Genomic DNA, 19,714 nt, shown 5'->3' with positions numbered 1-19,714 from the left:
AGGGCCCCGCCGACCCCCAGGCCCCCGTATCAGACCAAAGACTCACGACCCTGAGAGGGATTGACGCATAGTGCTCGACGTCAACTTCTTCGACGAGCTCCGGATCGGCCTGGCCACCGCTGACGACATCCGTCAGTGGAGCCACGGCGAGGTCAAGAAGCCCGAGACCATCAACTACCGCACCCTCAAGCCCGAAAAGGACGGACTCTTCTGCGAGAAGATCTTCGGTCCGACCCGGGACTGGGAGTGCTACTGCGGCAAGTACAAGCGCGTTCGCTTCAAGGGCATCATCTGTGAGCGCTGCGGCGTCGAGGTCACTCGCGCCAAGGTGCGCCGTGAGCGGATGGGCCACATCGAGCTCGCCGCGCCCGTCACGCACATCTGGTACTTCAAGGGTGTCCCGAGCCGGCTGGGCTACCTGCTCGACCTGGCTCCCAAGGACCTCGAGAAGGTCATCTACTTCGCGGCGTACATGATCACGTACGTCGACGATGAGCGCCGTACGCGTGACCTGCCCTCCCTGGAGGCGCACGTCTCCGTCGAGCGGCAGCAGATCGAGAACCGCCGGGACGCCGACCTGGAGGCCCGCGCCAAGAAGCTCGAGACCGACCTGGCCGAGCTCGAGGCCGAGGGTGCCAAGGCCGACGTGCGCCGCAAGGTGCGCGAGGGCGCCGAGCGTGAGATGAAGCAGCTGCGTGACCGTGCGCAGCGCGAGATCGACCGTCTCGACGAGGTGTGGACCCGTTTCAAGAACCTCAAGGTCCAGGACCTCGAGGGCGACGAGCTGCTCTACCGCGAGCTGCGTGACCGCTTCGGCACGTACTTCGACGGTTCGATGGGTGCTGCGGCGCTGCAGAAGCGCCTGGAGTCCTTCGACCTCGATGAGGAGGCCGAGAAGCTCCGGGAGATCATCCGTACCGGCAAGGGCCAGAAGAAGACCCGTGCGCTGAAGCGGCTGAAGGTCGTGTCTGCCTTCCTGCAGACCTCCAACAGCCCCAAGGGCATGGTGCTCGACTGCGTGCCGGTCATCCCGCCGGACCTTCGCCCGATGGTGCAGCTGGACGGTGGCCGCTTCGCGACCTCCGACCTGAACGACCTGTACCGCCGTGTGATCAACCGCAACAACCGTCTGAAGAGGCTCCTCGACCTCGGCGCGCCCGAGATCATCGTCAACAACGAGAAGCGCATGCTTCAGGAGGCTGTTGACGCCCTCTTCGACAACGGTCGTCGTGGTCGCCCGGTCACCGGTCCGGGTAACCGCCCGCTGAAGTCCCTCAGCGACATGCTGAAGGGTAAGCAGGGTCGATTCCGTCAGAACCTGCTCGGTAAGCGTGTGGACTACTCCGCGCGTTCCGTGATCGTCGTCGGTCCGCAGCTGAAGCTGCACCAGTGCGGTCTGCCCAAGGCGATGGCGCTGGAGCTCTTCAAGCCGTTCGTGATGAAGCGCCTGGTCGACCTGAACCACGCGCAGAACATCAAGAGCGCCAAGCGCATGGTGGAGCGCGGCCGCACGGTCGTGTACGACGTCCTCGAAGAGGTCATCGCCGAGCACCCGGTTCTGCTGAACCGTGCTCCCACCCTGCACCGCCTCGGCATCCAGGCCTTCGAGCCGCAGCTGGTCGAGGGCAAGGCCATCCAGATCCACCCGCTCGTCTGCACCGCGTTCAACGCGGACTTCGACGGTGACCAGATGGCCGTGCACCTGCCGCTGTCCGCGGAGGCGCAGGCCGAGGCCCGCATCCTGATGCTGTCCTCGAACAACATCCTGAAGCCGGCTGACGGTCGTCCCGTCACCATGCCGACCCAGGACATGGTTCTTGGTCTGTTCTTCCTCACCACCGACGGCGAGCTGCGTGACACCAAGGGCGAGGGCCGGTCCTTCGGCTCCACGGCCGAGGCGATCATGGCGTTCGACGCCGGTGAGCTCGCGCTCCAGTCGCCGATCGACATCCGCTTCCCGGTGGGCACCATCCCGCCGCGTGGCTGGACCCCGCCGGCGCAGGAGGAGGGTGAGCCCGAGTGGCAGCAGGGTGACACCTTCCGCCTGCGGACGACCCTCGGCCGCGCGCTCTTCAACGAGCTGCTGCCCGAGGACTACCCGTTCGTCGACTACTCGGTGGGCAAGAAGCAGCTCTCCGAGATCGTCAACGACCTCGCCGAGCGCTACCCCAAGGTCATCGTGGCGGCGACGCTCGACAACCTGAAGGCGTCCGGCTTCTACTGGGCGACCCGTTCCGGTGTCACCGTGGCCATCTCCGACGTCGTCGTTCCCGAGGCGAAGAAGGAGATCGTCAAGGGCTACGAGGCGCAGGACGAGAAGGTCCAGAAGCAGTACGAGCGCGGTCTGATCACCAAGGAAGAGCGCACTCAGGAGCTCATCGCGATCTGGACCAAGGCGACCAACGAGGTCGCCGAGGCGATGAACGAGAACTTCCCCAAGACGAACCCCATCTTCATGATGGTTGACTCGGGTGCCCGAGGAAACATGATGCAGATGCGGCAGATCGCCGGTATGCGTGGTCTGGTGTCGAACGCCAAGAACGAGACCATCCCGCGTCCGATCAAGGCGTCCTTCCGTGAGGGCCTGTCCGTGCTGGAGTACTTCATCTCCACGCACGGTGCCCGTAAGGGTCTGGCGGACACCGCCCTGCGTACCGCCGACTCGGGTTACCTGACCCGTCGTCTGGTGGACGTCTCGCAGGACGTCATCATCCGCGAGGAGGACTGCGGCACCGAGCGCGGCCTCAAGCTGGCCATCGCCGAGCGCGGCGCCGACGGCGTCCTGCGCAAGGCGGACAACGCCGAGACCAGCGTGTACGCGCGCTGCCTCGCCGAGGACATCGTCGTCGACGGCAAGGTGCTCGCCCCGGCGGGCGTCGACCTCGGTGACGTCCTCATCGACCAGCTGGTCAAGGCCGGCGTCGAGGAGGTCAAGACCCGCTCGGTCCTGACCTGCGAGTCCGCCGTCGGCACCTGCGCCATGTGCTACGGCCGTTCGCTGGCCACCGGCAAGCTGGTCGACATCGGTGAGGCGGTCGGCATCATCGCCGCGCAGTCCATCGGTGAGCCCGGTACCCAGCTGACGATGCGTACCTTCCACACCGGTGGTGTGGCCGGTGACGACATCACCCAGGGTCTGCCGCGTGTCGTCGAGCTCTTCGAGGCCCGTACCCCGAAGGGTGTCGCCCCGATCTCCGAGGCGGACGGCCGTGTCCGTATCGAGGAGACCGAGAAGACCAAGAAGATTGTCGTCACCCCGGACGACGGCAGCGACGAGACGGCGTTCCCGATCTCGAAGCGTGCCCGACTCCTGGTCAGCGAGGGCGAGCACGTCTCGGTGGGCCAGAAGCTCACCGTGGGTGCCACCAACCCGCACGACGTGCTGCGCATCCTGGGCCAGCGTGCTGTCCAGGTCCACCTGGTCGGCGAGGTCCAGAAGGTCTACAACTCGCAGGGTGTGTCGATCCACGACAAGCACATCGAGATCATCATCCGGCAGATGCTGCGCCGCGTGACGATCATCGAGTCCGGCGACGCCGAGCTGCTGCCCGGCGAGCTGGTCGAGCGCTCGAAGTTCGAGACCGAGAACCGTCGTGTGGTCCAGGAGGGCGGTCACCCGGCCTCCGGTCGTCCGCAGCTGATGGGTATCACCAAGGCCTCGCTGGCGACGGAATCCTGGCTGTCGGCCGCCTCCTTCCAGGAGACGACCCGAGTCCTGACGGACGCGGCGATCAACGCCAAGTCCGACAGCCTCATCGGCCTCAAGGAGAACGTCATCATCGGTAAGCTCATCCCGGCCGGTACGGGCCTGTCCCGCTACCGCAACATCCGGGTCGAGCCGACCGAGGAGGCCAAGGCCGCGATGTACTCGGCCGTCGGCTACGACGACATCGACTACTCGCCGTTCGGCACGGGCTCCGGCCAGGCCGTTCCGCTGGAGGACTACGACTACGGTCCGTACAACCAGTAAGGCGTACGTCAACTGAAGGGCGGTCACCTCTCGGGGTGGCCGCCCTTCGGCGTTCCGTTTCCTGGGATCCGGGATCGTCTCCGGGTTTTCTCCGGGTGGGGCCCCGATGCCGGGAACCCCGGTTCGGCGCATCATGGAGAGACTCCGACCAGTACGGGGGAGGTGCTCCATGACACATCCGTCGTGGCAGCCGTGGCAGGGGAGCCATGCCCCGCAGAGGTGGCAGGGCGGCGCTGTCCCCCATCCATGGCCTGTCCAGAGCAGTCCGGCGATGCTCGCCTCGCACGCCGACCGTGAGCGTGCCGTGGATGTGCTCAGGGCGGGATTCGGTGAGGGCCGCCTGGAGAAGGGCGAGTTCGACCAGCGGATCGAGCGGGCCTACGCGGCCCGTACCGTCGGCGAGCTGGCCCTGCTGGTGTCCGACCTGCCCCAGGGCCCCGTACCGCATCCTGCGCCCGTCACGGCTGTGCCACGCACGTTCCTGCCGGCCCGGCCGCAGACCAACGGCAAGGCCGTCGGTTCGGCGGTCTGTGGGGTGCTGTGCCTGGTGACCTTCGGGCTGACCGGCATCCCGGCCGTGGTCCTGGGTCACGCGGCCCGCTCCGAGATCCGCCGCACCGGGGAGAGCGGCGACGCGCTGGCCCTGACCGGTCTCGTGCTCGGCTGGCTGTCGACCGTGGGCTGGGCGCTCCTGCTGACGCTGATGCTCGTGGCCGCCGCGGTGTCGGCATGAGGACGGGCTGCGGGTGGCCGGTTCGGGGGTTGTGCGCCACGGCTCCGACGTGCCGGGACCGCCGATTCGAAGATCAAACACGGCTCGTGGTCTTGACATGGGCCGTGAGGCGAGGTGGGCGAGGCCCATTTGTTTTGACCGCAGCGAATGAGGTAGGTACGCTCAGACCTTGTGCCTGGGGTGTGCCCTGGCTCTCGTGCGTGCCTTCAACCGCATAACGAGCTGTGAGCGGCCACCGTAATCTGTGCTCTTTTCGCCTCGCGGCGGGAATCCGCCGGATTCGACACACCCGACCGCGTGGGTCGGCGACGTTCCAGGTTAGCTTCACCATTCGGCACACAGAAACCGGAGAAGTAGTGCCTACGATCCAGCAGCTGGTCCGGAAGGGCCGGCAGGACAAGGTCGAGAAGAACAAGACGCCCGCACTCGAGGGTTCCCCTCAGCGTCGCGGCGTCTGCACGCGTGTGTTCACGACCACCCCGAAGAAGCCGAACTCGGCCCTGCGTAAGGTCGCGCGTGTGCGTCTGACCAGCGGGATCGAGGTCACTGCTTACATTCCGGGTGAGGGACACAACCTGCAGGAGCACTCCATCGTGCTCGTGCGCGGCGGCCGTGTGAAGGACCTGCCGGGTGTTCGCTACAAGATCATCCGTGGTTCGCTCGACACCCAGGGTGTCAAGAACCGCAAGCAGGCCCGCAGCCGCTACGGCGCCAAGAAGGAGAAGTAAGAATGCCTCGTAAGGGCCCCGCCCCGAAGCGCCCGGTCATCATCGACCCGGTCTACGGTTCTCCTCTTGTCACGTCGCTCATCAACAAGGTGCTGCTGAACGGCAAGCGCTCCACCGCCGAGCGCATCGTCTACGGCGCCATGGAGGGTCTGCGTGAGAAGACGGGCAACGACCCGATCATCACGCTGAAGCGCGCGCTGGAGAACATCAAGCCGACCCTCGAGGTCAAGTCCCGCCGTGTCGGTGGTGCGACGTACCAGGTTCCGATCGAGGTCAAGCCCGGTCGTGCCAACACGCTCGCGCTGCGCTGGCTGGTCGGTTACTCCCGCGCCCGTCGCGAGAAGACCATGACCGAGCGTCTGCTCAACGAGCTTCTCGACGCCTCCAACGGCCTTGGTGCCGCTGTGAAGAAGCGCGAGGACACCCACAAGATGGCCGAGTCCAACAAGGCCTTCGCGCACTACCGCTGGTAGTCGCAGACCCCATCGAGACCGAGAGAAGACTGAAGCCTTATGGCTACCACTTCACTTGACCTGGCCAAGGTCCGCAATATCGGGATCATGGCCCACATCGACGCGGGCAAGACGACCACCACCGAGCGGATCCTGTTCTACACCGGCGTGTCCTACAAGATCGGTGAGGTCCACGACGGCGCTGCCACCATGGACTGGATGGAGCAGGAGCAGGAGCGTGGCATCACGATCACGTCTGCTGCGACTACCTGTCACTGGCCGCTCGAGGACAACGACTACACCATCAACATCATCGACACCCCGGGGCACGTCGACTTCACCGTTGAGGTGGAGCGCTCCCTGCGTGTGCTCGATGGTGCCGTGACGGTGTTCGACGGTGTCGCCGGTGTCGAGCCGCAGTCCGAGACGGTGTGGCGTCAGGCCGACCGTTACGGCGTGCCGCGTATCTGCTTCGTCAACAAGCTGGACCGTACCGGCGCCGAGTTCCACCGCTGTGTGGACATGATCTCGGACCGCCTGGGCGCCCAGCCGCTCGTCATGCAGCTCCCGATCGGCGCCGAGGCCGACTTCAAGGGCGTCGTGGACCTGGTCCGCATGAAGGCGCTCGTGTGGTCCGCGGAGGCCGCCAAGGGCGAGATGTACGACGTCGTCGACATCCCGGCCACGCACGTCGAGGCTGCCGAGGAGTACCGCGGCAAGCTGATCGAGGGCGTCGCCGAGAACGACGAAGAGATCATGGAGCTGTACCTGGAGGGCCAGGAGCCCACCGAGGAGCAGCTGTACGCCGCGATCCGTCGCATCACCATCGCGTCCGGCAAGTCCAGCGACACCACGGTCACCCCGGTGTTCTGTGGTACCGCGTTCAAGAACAAGGGCGTCCAGCCCCTGCTCGACGCGGTCGTGCGCTACCTGCCGACCCCGCTGGACGTCGAGGCCATCGAGGGCCACGACGTGAAGGACGCCGAGCTGGTCGTCAAGCGCAAGCCGTCCGACGACGAGCCGCTGTCCGCGCTGGCGTTCAAGATCATGAGCGACCCGCACCTCGGCAAGCTCACCTTCGTCCGGGTTTACTCGGGCCGCCTGGAGTCCGGCACCGCCGTGCTGAACTCCGTCAAGGGCAAGAAGGAGCGCATCGGCAAGATCTACCGCATGCACGCGAACAAGCGTGAGGAGATCGAGTCGGTGGGCGCCGGCGACATCGTCGCCGTCATGGGCCTGAAGCAGACCACCACCGGTGAGACGCTGAGCGACGACAAGAACCCGGTGATCCTGGAGTCCATGGACTTCCCGGCCCCGGTCATCCAGGTCGCCATCGAGCCCAAGTCCAAGGGTGACCAGGAGAAGCTGGGTGTCGCCATCCAGCGTCTCGCGGAGGAGGACCCCTCCTTCCAGGTTCACTCGGACGAGGAGACCGGCCAGACCATCATCGGTGGTATGGGCGAGCTGCACCTTGAGGTGCTGGTCGACCGTATGCGCCGTGAGTTCAAGGTCGAGGCCAACGTCGGCAAGCCGCAGGTCGCGTACCGCGAGACGATCCGCAAGGCCGTCGAGCGCGTGGACTACACCCACAAGAAGCAGACCGGTGGTACCGGTCAGTTCGCCAAGGTGCAGATCGCGATCGAGCCCATCGAGGGCGGCGACGCCTCGTACGAGTTCGTGAACAAGGTGACCGGTGGTCGTATCCCGAAGGAGTACATCCCTTCGGTCGACGCCGGTGCGCAGGAGGCCATGCAGTTCGGCATCCTCGCCGGTTACGAGATGACCGGCGTGCGCGTCACCCTGATCGACGGTGGCTACCACGAGGTCGACTCCTCCGAGCTCGCGTTCAAGATCGCCGGTTCGCAGGCCTTCAAGGAGGCCGCGCGCAAGGCCAGCCCCGTGCTGCTCGAGCCGATGATGGCCGTCGAGGTCACCACGCCCGAGGACTACATGGGTGAGGTCATCGGCGACATCAACTCCCGCCGTGGCCAGATCCAGGCCATGGAGGAGCGGGCCGGTGCCCGCGTCGTGAAGGGCCTCGTGCCCCTCTCGGAGATGTTCGGTTACGTCGGCGACCTGCGCAGCAAGACGTCCGGCCGTGCCAGCTACTCCATGCAGTTCGACTCCTACGCCGAGGTTCCGCGGAACGTCGCCGAGGAGATCATCGCGAAGGCCAAGGGCGAGTAACGCACCGCGTTCGCACGCTTTAGGCTTGACTCCGGAGCCCGGAGGGGCATTCACCCGCGTTTGTGGGGGAATGCCCCCGGGCCGAGGCTTTCCAGCAAAGATCACCTGGCGCCGATGAAGCAAGGCGTTCAGAACCACTCCACAGGAGGACCCCGTGGCGAAGGCGAAGTTCGAGCGGACTAAGCCCCACGTCAACATCGGCACCATCGGTCACATCGACCACGGTAAGACGACCCTCACGGCCGCCATTACCAAGGTGCTGCACGACGCGTACCCGGACCTGAACGAGGCCTCGGCCTTCGACCAGATCGACAAGGCTCCCGAGGAGCGCCAGCGCGGTATCACCATCTCCATCGCGCACGTCGAGTACCAGACCGAGACGCGTCACTACGCCCACGTCGACTGCCCCGGTCACGCGGACTACATCAAGAACATGATCACCGGTGCTGCCCAGATGGACGGCGCCATCCTCGTGGTCGCCGCCACCGACGGCCCGATGCCGCAGACCAAGGAGCACGTGCTCCTGGCCCGCCAGGTCGGCGTTCCGTACATCGTCGTCGCCCTGAACAAGGCCGACATGGTGGACGACGAGGAGATCCTGGAGCTCGTCGAGCTCGAGGTTCGCGAGCTGCTCTCCGAGTACGAGTTCCCGGGCGACGACCTGCCGGTCGTCAAGGTCTCGGCGCTCAAGGCCCTTGAGGGCGACAAGGAGTGGGGCCAGACCGTCCTCGACCTGATGAAGGCCGTCGACGAGAACATCCCGCAGCCCGAGCGTGACGTCGACAAGCCGTTCCTGATGCCGATCGAGGACGTCTTCACGATCACCGGTCGCGGTACGGTCGTCACCGGCCGTATCGAGCGTGGCGTCCTCAAGGTCAACGAGACCGTTGACATCGTGGGCATCAAGCAGGAGAAGACCACCACCACGGTCACCGGCATCGAGATGTTCCGCAAGCTGCTCGACGAGGGCCAGGCCGGTGAGAACGTCGGTCTGCTGCTCCGCGGCATCAAGCGCGAGGACGTCGAGCGCGGCCAGGTCATCATCAAGCCGGGCTCGGTCACCCCGCACACCGAGTTCGAGGCGCAGGCCTACATCCTGTCCAAGGACGAGGGTGGCCGCCACACGCCGTTCTTCAACAACTACCGTCCGCAGTTCTACTTCCGTACGACTGACGTGACCGGTGTTGTGACCCTCCCCGAGGGCACCGAGATGGTCATGCCCGGCGACAACACTGAGATGAAGGTTGAGCTCATCCAGCCCGTCGCCATGGAAGAGGGCCTGAAGTTCGCCATCCGTGAGGGTGGCCGGACCGTGGGCGCCGGCCAGGTCACCAAGATCAACAAGTAAGCTTGTTGACTTGACCTGGTAGCTCCAGCCTGAGCTGAGCTCCTGAAGGGGCCCGTACGACTTCGGTCGTACGGGCCCCTTTGCCGTGCGAACGGGGATCTTCGGTTGGGCGTGGAGGCCCGGCGTGGAGGCCCGGGGCGTCACCGGGCCTCCACGCTTGGCGGCGAGTCCCGGAGGGCGACCGTGATCAGCCGGCTGCGTCAGGTGTTGGCGCCGTCCTTGACGATGCAGAACGCGACGTGACTGAGGGCCGCGAAGCCGCCGCTGGGGTTGATCGGGGAGTGCAGGGTCACGTCGGCCTCGATCGCGCCGGCCATCGTGGGCCGGTAGTCGTAGACGTTGGCGCTGGGGCCGCCCTTGACGATGACCGCGCCGGCGGCGAAGGGGCCGCTGAACGAGAACCCGAGAAGCTCCGGCTCCCCTTCCGCGTTGTCCGTGACGTCGAGCGTGATCGTCCCGCTCTGGTTGTTGAAGCTGAAGGCGAGCATCTCCCCGTCCACGGGCTCGTTGTCCGTGTCGACCTCGAGGGCGAACCCGTTGATGTCCTTGCAGTCCGGGTTCCCCCTGTTCTCGAAGTTCTCAACGGGTGCTACCGCGGCCTGCAGCTGGGGCCCGGGGGCCGCCGACGCGGGGGCGGCCGCGAAGGTGACCGCCAAGGCCGTGGTCAGACCGAGGCCGACGCACCGCGCTCCCCATCTCGCTGCCGTCGACCCTGTGGTTGCTCGAGTGGTTACTCGCACGACAAGTGCTCCTTCTGTTCTGGATGAGTCGGATCTCGCCCCTGCGGACCCTCGCGCCGCGCTCTTCGGCGATTCGAGTTCTGACGTACTGTCATCAGCCGCCCGGACAATCTGATCAATTGCACAATCCGACCCGCGCCACTCTCCGAGGTCTCCTCTCCTAGGCCGTCCGGGTTGCAGAGCACCGGAAAGGCCGAGCCCCTACCCGGCGTCGCGGGTGTCCGACGAGGCCGTCGTTCCCCCGTGACCGGCGGGTTTCCGTCGTCCGCAAGCGCAATGCCGGTGGATAGGCCACGCCGAGCCGTAAGTCATGTAAGTAGGACATACATGCAAAAAGGTTGATATAACACTGGCGCGGGGCGTGAGTTGCTCTCGGATGCAGCCGCGCCCATGTCTTCGCCGAGGGCCGGGGTCACAGGGAGAACCATGCGGCAGTCCACCAGTACGGTGCCAGGGCAGGCGGTAACCCTCACACCGCGTCGGACAACCACGCGCAATGGCCCTGCCGACAGGTGGTACGTGCCGATCGCGGTCTGCGCCGACGCTGCGGCCATGGCCCTGCCGACGGCGGCGGCCTTGTACGCGATCGGCACGGCCCACCCCGTGCGCCAAGCGCTGGCGATCACCGTCATCTGGGTCCTCGTTGGCCTCGCCGCCAGGCGCTACGCACCCTGGACCTGGGACGAGGGCGCCCCGGTCGGACCGATCGTGCGGGACTGGCTGGTGCTGCTCGGTGCCCTGGCCGTAGTGCGTGCCGTATCCGGGCTCGGTGACGCACACGCCGAGGTTCTTGCCGCGCTGTGTCCGGCGTTGTCGGCCACCGTGGTCTGCCGCAAGGTGATCCACCGTCACATCCTGGCCGTACGCCGGCGTGCCCGGAGTCTTCGACGTGTCCTCGTCATCGGTGAGGCCGGGGCCGTGGACGCCGTGGTCGGACAGCTGGCCGAGCGTACCGACCACGGGTATGTGGTGGTCGGGGCCTGTGTGCTGGGCGAGGGCGAGGTGTTGTCCGGTGTGCCGGTATCCGCCCGGCTGCAAGTCGGCGCGCCGACCGCCCCCGACGAGGATGCCGCGCCCGTGGCGGAGGCGGCCGAGGCGTTCGGTGCCGACCTGGTCTTCGTCACAACGGACCGGCACATGTGCGGGGACCGGCTCCGGCGGTTGTCCTGGGCTCTGCACGACCGGGGGCGCCGGCTGATGGTGCTGCCCGGCGTCGTCGAAGTGGCCCGGCGCCGGGTGCGGATCGCCTCGGCGGCCGGGCTCACCCTGCTGGACATCTCACCGCCGACGCGCCGTGGCCTGCCGACGCTGCTGAAGAGCGCCACGGACCGGGCGGGCTCGTTCGTCCTGCTCATGGCGCTGGCCCCGCTGTTCGTGCTGCTGGCCTTCGCCGTGCGCCTGAGCTCGCCGGGGCCGGTCATCTACCGCCAGGACCGTGTCGGCCGGGACGGGACGCCTTTCCCCATGTGGAAGTTCCGGACCATAGTCGTGGACGCGGACCGGCTGAAGAGTGACTTGGCGGCGGCCAACGAGCACGACGGCCATATGTTCAAGCTGCGCCGGGATCCGCGGGTCACAACTGTCGGGCGTTTTCTGCGCCGTTACTCCCTGGACGAGCTGCCCCAGCTGGTCAATGTCCTCCTCGGCCATATGTCGCTGGTGGGACCGCGCCCGCCGCTGCCCGAGGAAGTCGCCCGCTATGACCAGGTGGAGATGCGCCGGCTGAGCGTCAAACCCGGCCTCACCGGACTGTGGCAGGTGAGCGGCAGGTCGGACCTGTCCTGGCACGAGACCGTCTCGCTCGATCTGCGCTACGTCGACAACTGGTCGCCGGCCTGGGACATGAGGGTCATGGCCCGCACGGTCCGCGCGGTGCTGGACGGTCGCGGGGCCTACTGAGCTGGACGGACGCGGGACCTGCTGAGACGAGGGCGCCGCCTGCCGGGTCCCGCCGCGTGGCGCGGCTTCAGGAAAGCCGGCACACCGAGTCGAGCTTCAGGGAGCGCACATACCGCTCGTCGACCTCGGAGCCGCGATAGCGAAGTGAGCGTGCATTCTCGGGGGTGATCGGCGTGCACCGTGAATGGAGCTCCGGGTGGAGGTCATTTCGCAGGTACATCCACATTCCGTGAACGACCACCGGGGTGTAGTCGTCCCGGAAAGAGGCGACGTCGTACAGCTTCGAGGCCTCCGACCACATGCCGTGTGTCTCCACCAGATCGGGTCTGCCGGTCTCCAGGTACGCCGGCATCGCGGCGTATCCGTCGCGAGCGAGCTCAGTGTTGGCGAGCAGTGCGAGGTCCAGGATCTTCAGTCGCGAGCAACACAGACTCGAGCCACCGACATCCGGGGTCAGCACCGTGAGTTCCGGCTTTCCCAGCTTCACCCGCACCGCATCCATCGCCTGGCCTGCCTCTCGGTACGTGGCCGGCGTGACGGCCGCCTGACGCTCGGGGTCAAGGCGTGCGGCGATGAACTGTTTCTCGATGCCACAGGCGGTGAGCAGCAGCATCGCGGCGATCACGGCGAAGAGGCGCGGCGTGGGCCTCAGAAAGCGCATGACGCGAGGCTTCGCCAGCGCGACCGCGACCACGCCCAGGGCGATCGCGGACTGCTCCATCCGCCCGATGTAGCCCCAGTTCCGGCCGATGCCCACATTGAACGCGGCGACCGCCGCGATGTACCCGAGGCTGAAGCTCACGACCGGGTGCACACCCCGTGAGCGCATTCGCCTGAGTGCCTCGGTGCCCGCCGACCGCAATCCGCCGCGCATGCCGGTCAGCGCCACGATGGCGATGACCGCTGCCGGCAGCAGGACGTAGAGAACCTCCACCGCGGCCACGAACATCTGCAGAAGGTGCCTGATCGTCGAGTCCGTGCTGTACGGGCTGGACTGCTTCGCGATCATCGTGTTCGGCAGCAGCGAGCCGAAGATCGCCAGGCGAACCGCTGTGAGCACCGCCAGCGAGAGAACGGCCCCCGCGGTCAGGGCCCACGCCCGGCGGTACTCCTTCGACCAGAGCGCCAGCAGCACGGCGCCGGCGATGACGTATCCGACGGCTTCGGCCCGGATCCATGGGGCCGTGGCAGCGAGCAGCGTCAGCCCGATCCACGCATATCGATGGCCGCTACGAAGCAGCCATACGATCGCGAGCGCCACCGCGGACAGCGACGTCATCTCCATTCCGTTGATGGTTTCGTTGAGGAACGGCCCATACCCGAAGAGCACCAGGCTGACCAGCCAGGCCTGGACGCGACCGTACGGTCGCAGCATGGTGTGAACCAGCACGGCGCCGATGGCCGCGAAGATCCCGGACCACAGCTGGCTGGCCAGGATCATTCCGTCGAAGTCCAATGGCAGCATCCGGCAGGTGCCCGCCATCAGCAGAAACCAAAATGGACTGGAAAACCCCTCGACCGTCTCTGACGGCGGTGTCAGCGCAATCTGACCGGACTCGGCAAAGGTGCGCGCAAACGCCAGCGTGATGGATCCGTCGTCCCAGCCGTTCGCACCGATGAACAGAGCGAGGACCGCGTGCAGGAAAAGGGTCGCACAGAACAGTCCGCAGGAAAGGAGACGGTCCGGATTTTTACTCGTCGGTCGGAGCGCTGATGCCGGGGCGTCCGTCGTGCGGATGATGTCGAGATCGCCTGTCGTCTGCTCGGCGTGCATGCCGTCTGCCCTTGCTTAGGAATTCCGCTCTTTTCGCCCATGTCGACTCAGCGATGGCACAGTGAATCAATCACGCGCAGGCATCTCAAGTGGGCTTGCCGGTCAATGGCCGCAGAAGCCGGGCCGGTAGACGCGCACAGCCGGGGCCGATCGGGTGGATCCCACGATAAGTCCGCTTGTCGCATCGGATTCGGTGGGCCCAAGCGATTACTTTCGGGATATGACCATCATGGTGAGACAGTCACCCAAGGGTGAGCCGCGAAGGTCGCGATTACGCGAAGGGCTCGCCTCACACTTTTCACCACGGTATCCGGGACAGAGCGGTGCGGTCCGGCGCAACGGCAAGGCATCCGTAACGCCTGCTCAGGCATGAGGTTGAGAGTGGACTTCCCCAGCACACTGAAGCAGCTCTCGAAGGTGCAGAAGCCCGCCCGTGGGGTTCCAGGCTATTCACGGTTCGTCAATCGGCCGGCCGGAAGAGTGCTCGCGGCGGCGGCTCACGGCATCGGACTTTCGCCCAACCATGTGACCGCCGCAAGCGGGCTGGTCACCTTTCCGGCCATTGCCGCGGTCGCGCTTTACCCTCCCTCACACGCGCTCGGACGATGGGTCACGCTCGCCCTGCTCATCGGCTTCGCGCTTGATTCCGCGGATGGTCAACTGGCCCGGCTGCACGGGTCGGCCAGCTCTGCCGGGGCGTGGATGGACCATGTGGTGGACTGCGCGAAGATCCTGAGCATCCATGCGGCGGTTCTGGTCTCGTTCTACCGCTTCTTCGACCTGCCGCGTCCCGTCCTGCTGCTCGCTCCGATCACCTTCCAGTTCGCCGCCGTCCTGCTGTTCTTCGGAGGAATGCTGACGGAACAGCTGAGACGGCGAGGTGCCGACGTGCACACCGGCCCGATGCGCCCGCACTCCGCTGCTCGGGGTATCGCGCTGCTGCCCGTGGATTACGGCCTGCTGTGCCTGATCTTCTTGTTCCTGGGAAATCAGCAGCTCTTCTTCGCGCTGTATGCCGCCCTGCTCGGGGCCCACATGGTGCTCGTGCCCGCATTCCTCGCCAAGTGGTTCCGAGAACTCTCCTGACTCGATTCCTTCCCATCCCCAAATGAAGGGCCGACCCGTGGCAGACACCGCCGCGCCGATCGCCGTGGAACGCTCCCTGCGAGGCTTCACCGGAGCCGGTTACGACAAGGGGCGCCCGCTGCTCGTTCAGGCAGCCTGGTTCGCCGTCCTCAACCTTGTCTTCGTCAAGTGGTGGTTCCCGGCCCGCTGGCGGCCCGCTCTGCTGCGGGCCTTCGGCGCGCGGGTCGGGCGGCGGGTGCTGATCCGTCAGCGTGTGCGCGTGCACTGGCCGTGGCGGCTGGATGTCGGCGACGACGTATGGATCGGCGAGAGTGCCTGGCTGCTGAACCTTGAGCGGATCACCATCGGCAGCGATGTCTGCGTCTCCCAGGACGCGTTGCTGTGCACCGGCAGCCATCAACGCCGTACGCCCACCTTCGAGTTCGACAACGGGCCCATCCGTCTGGAGCCCGGCGCCTGGGTCGCGGCGCGGGCCGTCGTGTTGCGAGGGGTCACCGTCGGTCGTGGCGCCGTGGTGGGCGCCGCGGCGGTCGCCCACCGCGACATCGCGCCGGGTGAGGTCCTCGCGGCAAGGGGCGTGAGATGAGGCTCGTTCATGTGGTGACGCTCGTCAGCGAGGACGGAGCCTACGGCGGTCCTACGAGTGTGGCGACGGGGCAACTGGAGGAGTGCGCCACGCGCGGCCATGAGGTCGCGCTGCTGTCCTTGTGGCGAGGCAGGTCCCGGCCGCCGGCACGTATCGGCTCGGTGCCGCTGCGAACGCGTCCGGCGCGCGCGCTGCTTCCCGGCCGCTTCACCGGGATCATGAACCCGCTGCTCGTCAGGGACATGTGGCGCTCCATGGGCAGGGCCGACGTGGTGCACATCCACGCGGGGCGCGACCTCGTCTCCCTCACCGCGCTGGCCGTGGCGGCGTTTCGGGGAAAGAGGTTCTTCACCCAGACGCACGGAATGGTCGAGCCCCGTCACAGGCTTGTGGCCAGGCTCTTCGACCGTCTGTACGTACCTCTCCTGCGCCGGGCGCGCGGTTGTCTCGTGCTCACCGAGCGGGAACGGCGAGCCGTGTCCCAGGTCGTTGGACCGCAGGGGCCGCCGCTGCTGACGCTGCCCAACGGGGTGCGACCCGAGCGCAACGCGGTGGTGGAGCCTCGGCCGCACACCCCGGAGGTGCTGTTCCTGGCGCGGCTGCACCCGCGCAAGCGTCCGGACGCGTTCGTCGAGATGGCCGCGCTCGTCCACCGCCGGCGGCCCGACGCGCGCTTCATCCTGCACGGGGCGAACGAGGGCCTGCTGCCGACGGTGCGCCGGCTCATCGCCGCCCATGGGCTCGGGGGCGTCGTCTCCTACGGTGGGGCGCTGTCGTACTCCGAGGCTCTGCGTGCCTACGCCAAAGCGGCGGTGTACGTGCTGCCGAGCGTGGACGAGCCGTTCCCCATGACCGTGATCGAAGCCCTGTCCGCGGGGACCCCCGTGGTGTGCACCGACACCTGCGGCATGGCGGACGAACTCGCGCGCCGCGGAGCGGCGATCGTCACGGACGGCAGTCCGCAGGCCATGGCCGAAGCGGTCTGCGAGGTGCTCGGCGACGAGAACAAACGACAAGCGCTGGTGAAGGAAGGCAGGCGCGCGGTGGAGGAATGCTTCTCCATCCACGCGGTGGCAGACCGCCTGGAAGAGATCTACCGAAATCACTGAAGGCCCATCAATCGCCTGTTGATGACAGGCCCAGACGGAGGCATCAGCTGACCTGGGGGCGCGGAAGTGCGTGGCATATTGCGCTAATCCGGATAATTGGTGCATAACCTACCAGGCAGATCCGACATCAGATCTTTGGTTTCTGGAGGAGCTGCCATGGCCAAGCAGGTGGACGTCGTCGTTGCCGGAGGCGGGGGATTCATCGGTGGGCACCTCGCTGCCGACCTTCTGTCGCAAGGACTGACTGTCCGTTGCGTCGACATCAAGCCGCAGCACGAGTGGCACCAACTGCACCGCGACGCCGAGAACGTCGTCGCCGATCTGTCACTTGTCGAGAACGCCCGCGACTCCGTCCGGGACGCCGGCCAGGTGTACATGCTCGCCGCGGACATGGGCGGCATGGGGTTCATCGAGAACCACAAGGCCGCCTGCATGATGTCGGTTCTGACCAGCACCCATATGCTCCAGGCCGCGCAGGAGGCCGGCGTCGAGCGCTACTTCTACTCCTCGTCCGCCTGTGTGTACGCGGCAGGCAAGCAGGTCGCCTCGAACGTCACCGCGCTGAAGGAGGAGGACGCGTATCCGGCACAGCCAGAAGACGGATACGGCTGGGAGAAGCTCTTCTCCGAGCGCATGTGCCGCCATTTCGAGGAGGACTACGGATTCACCTGCCGTGTCGCCCGCTACCACAATGTGTACGGTCCCGCGGGCACTTGGACGGGAGGCCGCGAGAAGGCCCCGGCGGCCGTGTGCCGCAAGATCGCCGAGGCGGTCATCTCCGGTGAGCACCGGATCGACATCTGGGGCGACGGCCGGCAGACCCGTTCCTTCATGTACATCGACGACTGCCTCCACGGCACACAGATGCTCATGAACGGCCCCAGCAGTGTCCCCGTGAACCTCGGTTCTTCCGAACTGGTCACCATCAACCAGCTGGTGGACATCGTCGAGGACATCGCGGGCATCCGCTGCGAACGCAAGTACCAGCTGGACGCCCCGCAGGGTGTGCGCGGCCGCAACTCCGACAACGCCCTGATCCGCGAACTGTACGGCTGGGAGCCGTCGATCCCCCTGGCCGAAGGCCTGGAGAAGACCTACGCCTGGGTCTACGACCAGGTCAAGCGCGCCGGCTCCTGACCCTCGAACCGGCCAGGAGGGCAGCCGATGAGGATCCTCGTCCACGACTACAGCGGGCACCCGTTCCAGGCCCAGCTCAGCCGTGAGCTGGCACAGCGAGGCCATGACGTCGTCCACTCCACCTGCCCGGCCTACGTCTCCGGGAAGGGCAACCTCGCCCAGGACGCGGTCTTCGGCCTGCGCTTCGTCACCATCGGCGACAACGTCGTGCTCGACAAGGGCGCTTACGTCCGACGCCTCTTCCAGGAGACCCGGCTGGGTCTGGAGCTGGCCCGACAGGTACGGCGCGAGAAACCGGACGTGGCGATGCTGGGGAATCTGCCGATCCCGACCCTGGTCGTGGCCGCGGCGGCGCTGAAGGCGCTGCGCATCCCCTGGGTGCTGTGGCACCAGGACATCACCGCCGTCGCTCTCAGGAGCTTCGCCGCCGCCGGTGTGTCGAGGCTGATGGGCGTCGCCGCCAGGGTTTTCGAGCAGGGCGAGAAGTGGTCGGCGCGACGCGCCTCGGCGGTCGTGGTGATCGCCGACTCCTTCGTGCGGATCCACCGCGAGTGGGGCACCGCCGCCAAGGTCACCGTCATCCCCAACTGGGCGCCGTTGGACGAGATCCGCCCCGTGCCCCGGGCCAACGTCTGGTCGCGGGAGCACGGCCTCACTGGTGTCAGGACCGTGCTGTACTCGGGCACCATCGGCCTCAAGCACAACCCCGAACTGCTGGTGCGGCTCGCCGAGACGCTGCGTGAACAGGGCGAACAGGTCCGCCTCGTCGTCGTCAACGACGGCCCGGCCGTCCCGGTCATCAAGGAGGCCGCCGCCGCCCGCGGGGTCGATCTGACACTGCTGCCCTTCCAGCCCTACGAGCGGCTGCCCGAGGTGCTGGGCACGGGCGATGTGCTGGTCGTGCTTCTGGCGGCGGACGCCGGAGAGTTCTCGGTCCCCTCCAAGACGCTGTCCTATCTGTGCGCCGGGCGACCGGTGCTGGGCCTGATGCCGCAGGACAACCTGGCGGGAAGGCTGCTCCGTCAGGCCGGCTCTGCGGTGTTCGCCCCCGAAGAGTCCTCGCTGGCCGACGCGGCCACCTGGGTCCGCGAGGTCCTGAACGACCCGGCGCACGCGGAGTCACTGGGCAAGGAGAGCCGGGCGCTGGCCGAGCGGGAGTTCGCCCTGGAGGGCTGCGCCTCGCAATTCGAAGACATTCTGCGGACCGTGAGCCGCACCGGTACCGGCTGAGCAGGAAACTCGGGCCGATTGGCGAAAGTCGACGTTGGGAGCTCTCGATGCGACAAATTTCCTACGCAGAGCAAACAGTGGAATCCGGAAATCCGCTGGCACGTTTTGCTCACCGTACGCGCACGGCGATGGCGATCAAGCTGGTCGCCGGGGTGTGCCCGAATTACGGCACCGTCCTCGATTTCGGTGCCGGGCCGGGGCTTTTCCTGCACATGCTAGGCAAGGCGCGCCCTGACATCGCGCTGGTCGGATGCGACCCGTACATGGAGCCGACATACCCCGAATTGAAGTACGCGGAATCGATTGAAAGCGTCGCCGCGCAAAGCGTGGATGTGCTGACGGCGTTCGAGGTCTGCGAGCATCTTTACGAAGACGAACTCGACGCTCTGCTTGAAGACACGTCGCGCATTCTCAAGCCGAACGGCGCGTTCGTGATCTCCGTGCCGATCATGTGCGGGCTGGCGATCGTACCCAAGGTGTCGAACTGGATGATTCGCAGCCGCTCACTCAAGTCGGAGTACACGCCTGCAGAAGTGCTGAGAGCGATGGTCGGAAAGCCCGTGAGCCGCCCGAAGAACCCGCGCACGACACACAAGGGATTTGATTTCCGTGAACTGCGGGAGATCGTGCGCGTGCGATTTCACATCGAGGCCGTGCATATGAGCCCGGTGCCGAACATGCCCTGGTGGCTGAGCTCGCAGTACTTCATGATCTGCCGGCCGAAGACATAACGCA

15 protein-coding genes are annotated in these 19,714 nt (G+C 66.5%); 13 read left to right on the top strand and 2 right to left on the bottom strand.

Features of this window, described 5'->3' with window-relative positions:
- Window positions 1-70 precede the first annotated feature (70 nt).
- From ADL12_RS28770 to tuf, 6 genes are all read left to right on the top strand, one after another.
- The gene (locus tag ADL12_RS28770; protein ID WP_062706815.1) at window positions 71-3,970 is read left to right on the top strand and encodes a DNA-directed RNA polymerase subunit beta'; all 3,900 of its coding nucleotides are present in this window, start codon (window positions 71-73) and stop codon (window positions 3,968-3,970) included.
- Between the two features lie 169 nt (window positions 3,971-4,139).
- Window positions 4,140-4,703 (top strand): DUF1707 and DUF4190 domain-containing protein, encoded by a 564-nt coding sequence (locus ADL12_RS28765; protein WP_079052335.1) that lies wholly within the window; start codon window positions 4,140-4,142, stop codon window positions 4,701-4,703.
- A 356-nt stretch (window positions 4,704-5,059) separates the two neighbouring features.
- Window positions 5,060-5,431: a 30S ribosomal protein S12 gene (rpsL, locus tag ADL12_RS28760; RefSeq protein WP_003948652.1), complete on the top strand. Its 372-nt coding sequence runs from the start codon at window positions 5,060-5,062 to the stop codon at window positions 5,429-5,431.
- Between the two features lie 2 nt (window positions 5,432-5,433).
- The gene (gene rpsG / locus ADL12_RS28755) at window positions 5,434-5,904 is read left to right on the top strand and encodes a 30S ribosomal protein S7 (RefSeq protein ID WP_003992340.1); all 471 of its coding nucleotides are present in this window, start codon (window positions 5,434-5,436) and stop codon (window positions 5,902-5,904) included.
- A 39-nt stretch (window positions 5,905-5,943) separates the two neighbouring features.
- The gene (fusA, locus tag ADL12_RS28750; RefSeq protein ID WP_062706811.1) at window positions 5,944-8,070 is read left to right on the top strand and encodes an elongation factor G; all 2,127 of its coding nucleotides are present in this window, start codon (window positions 5,944-5,946) and stop codon (window positions 8,068-8,070) included.
- Between the two features lie 154 nt (window positions 8,071-8,224).
- On the top strand, window positions 8,225-9,418 hold the full coding sequence (gene tuf / locus ADL12_RS28745; protein ID WP_062706810.1) for an elongation factor Tu: 1,194 nt from the start codon (window positions 8,225-8,227) through the stop codon (window positions 9,416-9,418).
- 200 nt (window positions 9,419-9,618) lie between these two features.
- Here the strand turns inward: tuf and ADL12_RS28740 are convergent, their stop codons facing one another.
- Complete coding sequence (locus ADL12_RS28740) at window positions 9,619-10,158, bottom strand: hypothetical protein (protein WP_159053326.1); 540 nt, start codon at window positions 10,156-10,158, stop codon at window positions 9,619-9,621.
- 552 nt (window positions 10,159-10,710) lie between these two features.
- On the opposite strand from ADL12_RS28740, the gene ADL12_RS28735 reads away from it, so the two are divergent.
- Window positions 10,711-12,057 (top strand): sugar transferase, encoded by a 1,347-nt coding sequence (locus tag ADL12_RS28735; RefSeq protein ID WP_062707046.1) that lies wholly within the window; start codon window positions 10,711-10,713, stop codon window positions 12,055-12,057.
- A gap of 67 nt (window positions 12,058-12,124) precedes the next feature.
- Here the strand turns inward: ADL12_RS28735 and ADL12_RS28730 are convergent, their stop codons facing one another.
- Window positions 12,125-13,831, bottom strand: a complete 1,707-nt coding sequence (locus ADL12_RS28730; RefSeq protein WP_062706806.1) for a hypothetical protein — start codon at window positions 13,829-13,831, stop codon at window positions 12,125-12,127.
- Window positions 13,832-14,212: 381 nt separating this feature from the next.
- On the opposite strand from ADL12_RS28730, the gene ADL12_RS28725 reads away from it, so the two are divergent.
- The 6 genes from ADL12_RS28725 (at window position 14,213) to ADL12_RS28700 (ending at window position 19,710) form a co-directional block, all read left to right on the top strand.
- Window positions 14,213-14,917: a CDP-alcohol phosphatidyltransferase family protein gene (locus ADL12_RS28725; protein WP_244188088.1), complete on the top strand. Its 705-nt coding sequence runs from the start codon at window positions 14,213-14,215 to the stop codon at window positions 14,915-14,917.
- A gap of 37 nt (window positions 14,918-14,954) precedes the next feature.
- On the top strand, window positions 14,955-15,503 hold the full coding sequence (locus ADL12_RS28720) for an LbetaH domain-containing protein (RefSeq protein ID WP_062706803.1): 549 nt from the start codon (window positions 14,955-14,957) through the stop codon (window positions 15,501-15,503).
- Complete coding sequence (locus ADL12_RS28715) at window positions 15,500-16,612, top strand: glycosyltransferase (protein ID WP_062706801.1); 1,113 nt, start codon at window positions 15,500-15,502, stop codon at window positions 16,610-16,612. The genes ADL12_RS28720 and ADL12_RS28715 overlap by 4 nt, the downstream gene beginning before the upstream one ends.
- Before the next feature lie 156 nt (window positions 16,613-16,768).
- Window positions 16,769-17,749 carry an NAD-dependent epimerase/dehydratase family protein gene (locus tag ADL12_RS28710; RefSeq protein ID WP_062706798.1) on the top strand — a complete coding sequence of 327 codons (981 nt, stop codon included), beginning with the start codon at window positions 16,769-16,771 and terminating at the stop codon, window positions 17,747-17,749.
- Between the two features lie 27 nt (window positions 17,750-17,776).
- Window positions 17,777-18,979, top strand: a complete 1,203-nt coding sequence (locus ADL12_RS28705; protein WP_062706797.1) for a glycosyltransferase family 4 protein — start codon at window positions 17,777-17,779, stop codon at window positions 18,977-18,979.
- Between the two features lie 47 nt (window positions 18,980-19,026).
- Window positions 19,027-19,710, top strand: a complete 684-nt coding sequence (locus tag ADL12_RS28700; RefSeq protein WP_208614638.1) for a class I SAM-dependent methyltransferase — start codon at window positions 19,027-19,029, stop codon at window positions 19,708-19,710.
- The last annotated feature ends 4 nt before the right edge of the window (window positions 19,711-19,714 follow it).

The sequence above is a fragment of the Streptomyces regalis genome (assembly GCF_001509475.1).
Taxonomy (GTDB): Bacteria; Actinomycetota; Actinomycetes; order Streptomycetales; family Streptomycetaceae; genus Streptomyces; species Streptomyces regalis.
This window is presented reverse-complemented; position numbering and strand designations above follow the sequence as displayed.

Excerpts from the sequence above, each read along its gene's own strand:
- ADL12_RS28765 (WP_079052335.1), top strand. The coding sequence starts at position 4,140 with ATGACACATCCGTCGTGGCAGCCGTGGCAGGGGAGCCATGCCCCGCAG.
- rpsG (WP_003992340.1), top strand. The coding sequence starts at position 5,434 with ATGCCTCGTAAGGGCCCCGCCCCGAAGCGCCCGGTCATCATCGACCCG.
- fusA (WP_062706811.1), top strand. The coding sequence starts at position 5,944 with ATGGCTACCACTTCACTTGACCTGGCCAAGGTCCGCAATATCGGGATC.
- ADL12_RS28735 (WP_062707046.1), top strand. The coding sequence starts at position 10,711 with ATGGCCCTGCCGACGGCGGCGGCCTTGTACGCGATCGGCACGGCCCAC.
- ADL12_RS28730 (WP_062706806.1), bottom strand. The coding sequence starts at position 13,831 with ATGCACGCCGAGCAGACGACAGGCGATCTCGACATCATCCGCACGACG.
- ADL12_RS28715 (WP_062706801.1), top strand. The coding sequence starts at position 15,500 with ATGAGGCTCGTTCATGTGGTGACGCTCGTCAGCGAGGACGGAGCCTAC.
- ADL12_RS28710 (WP_062706798.1), top strand. The coding sequence starts at position 16,769 with ATGGCCAAGCAGGTGGACGTCGTCGTTGCCGGAGGCGGGGGATTCATC.
- ADL12_RS28705 (WP_062706797.1), top strand. The coding sequence starts at position 17,777 with ATGAGGATCCTCGTCCACGACTACAGCGGGCACCCGTTCCAGGCCCAG.
- ADL12_RS28700 (WP_208614638.1), top strand. The coding sequence starts at position 19,027 with ATGCGACAAATTTCCTACGCAGAGCAAACAGTGGAATCCGGAAATCCG.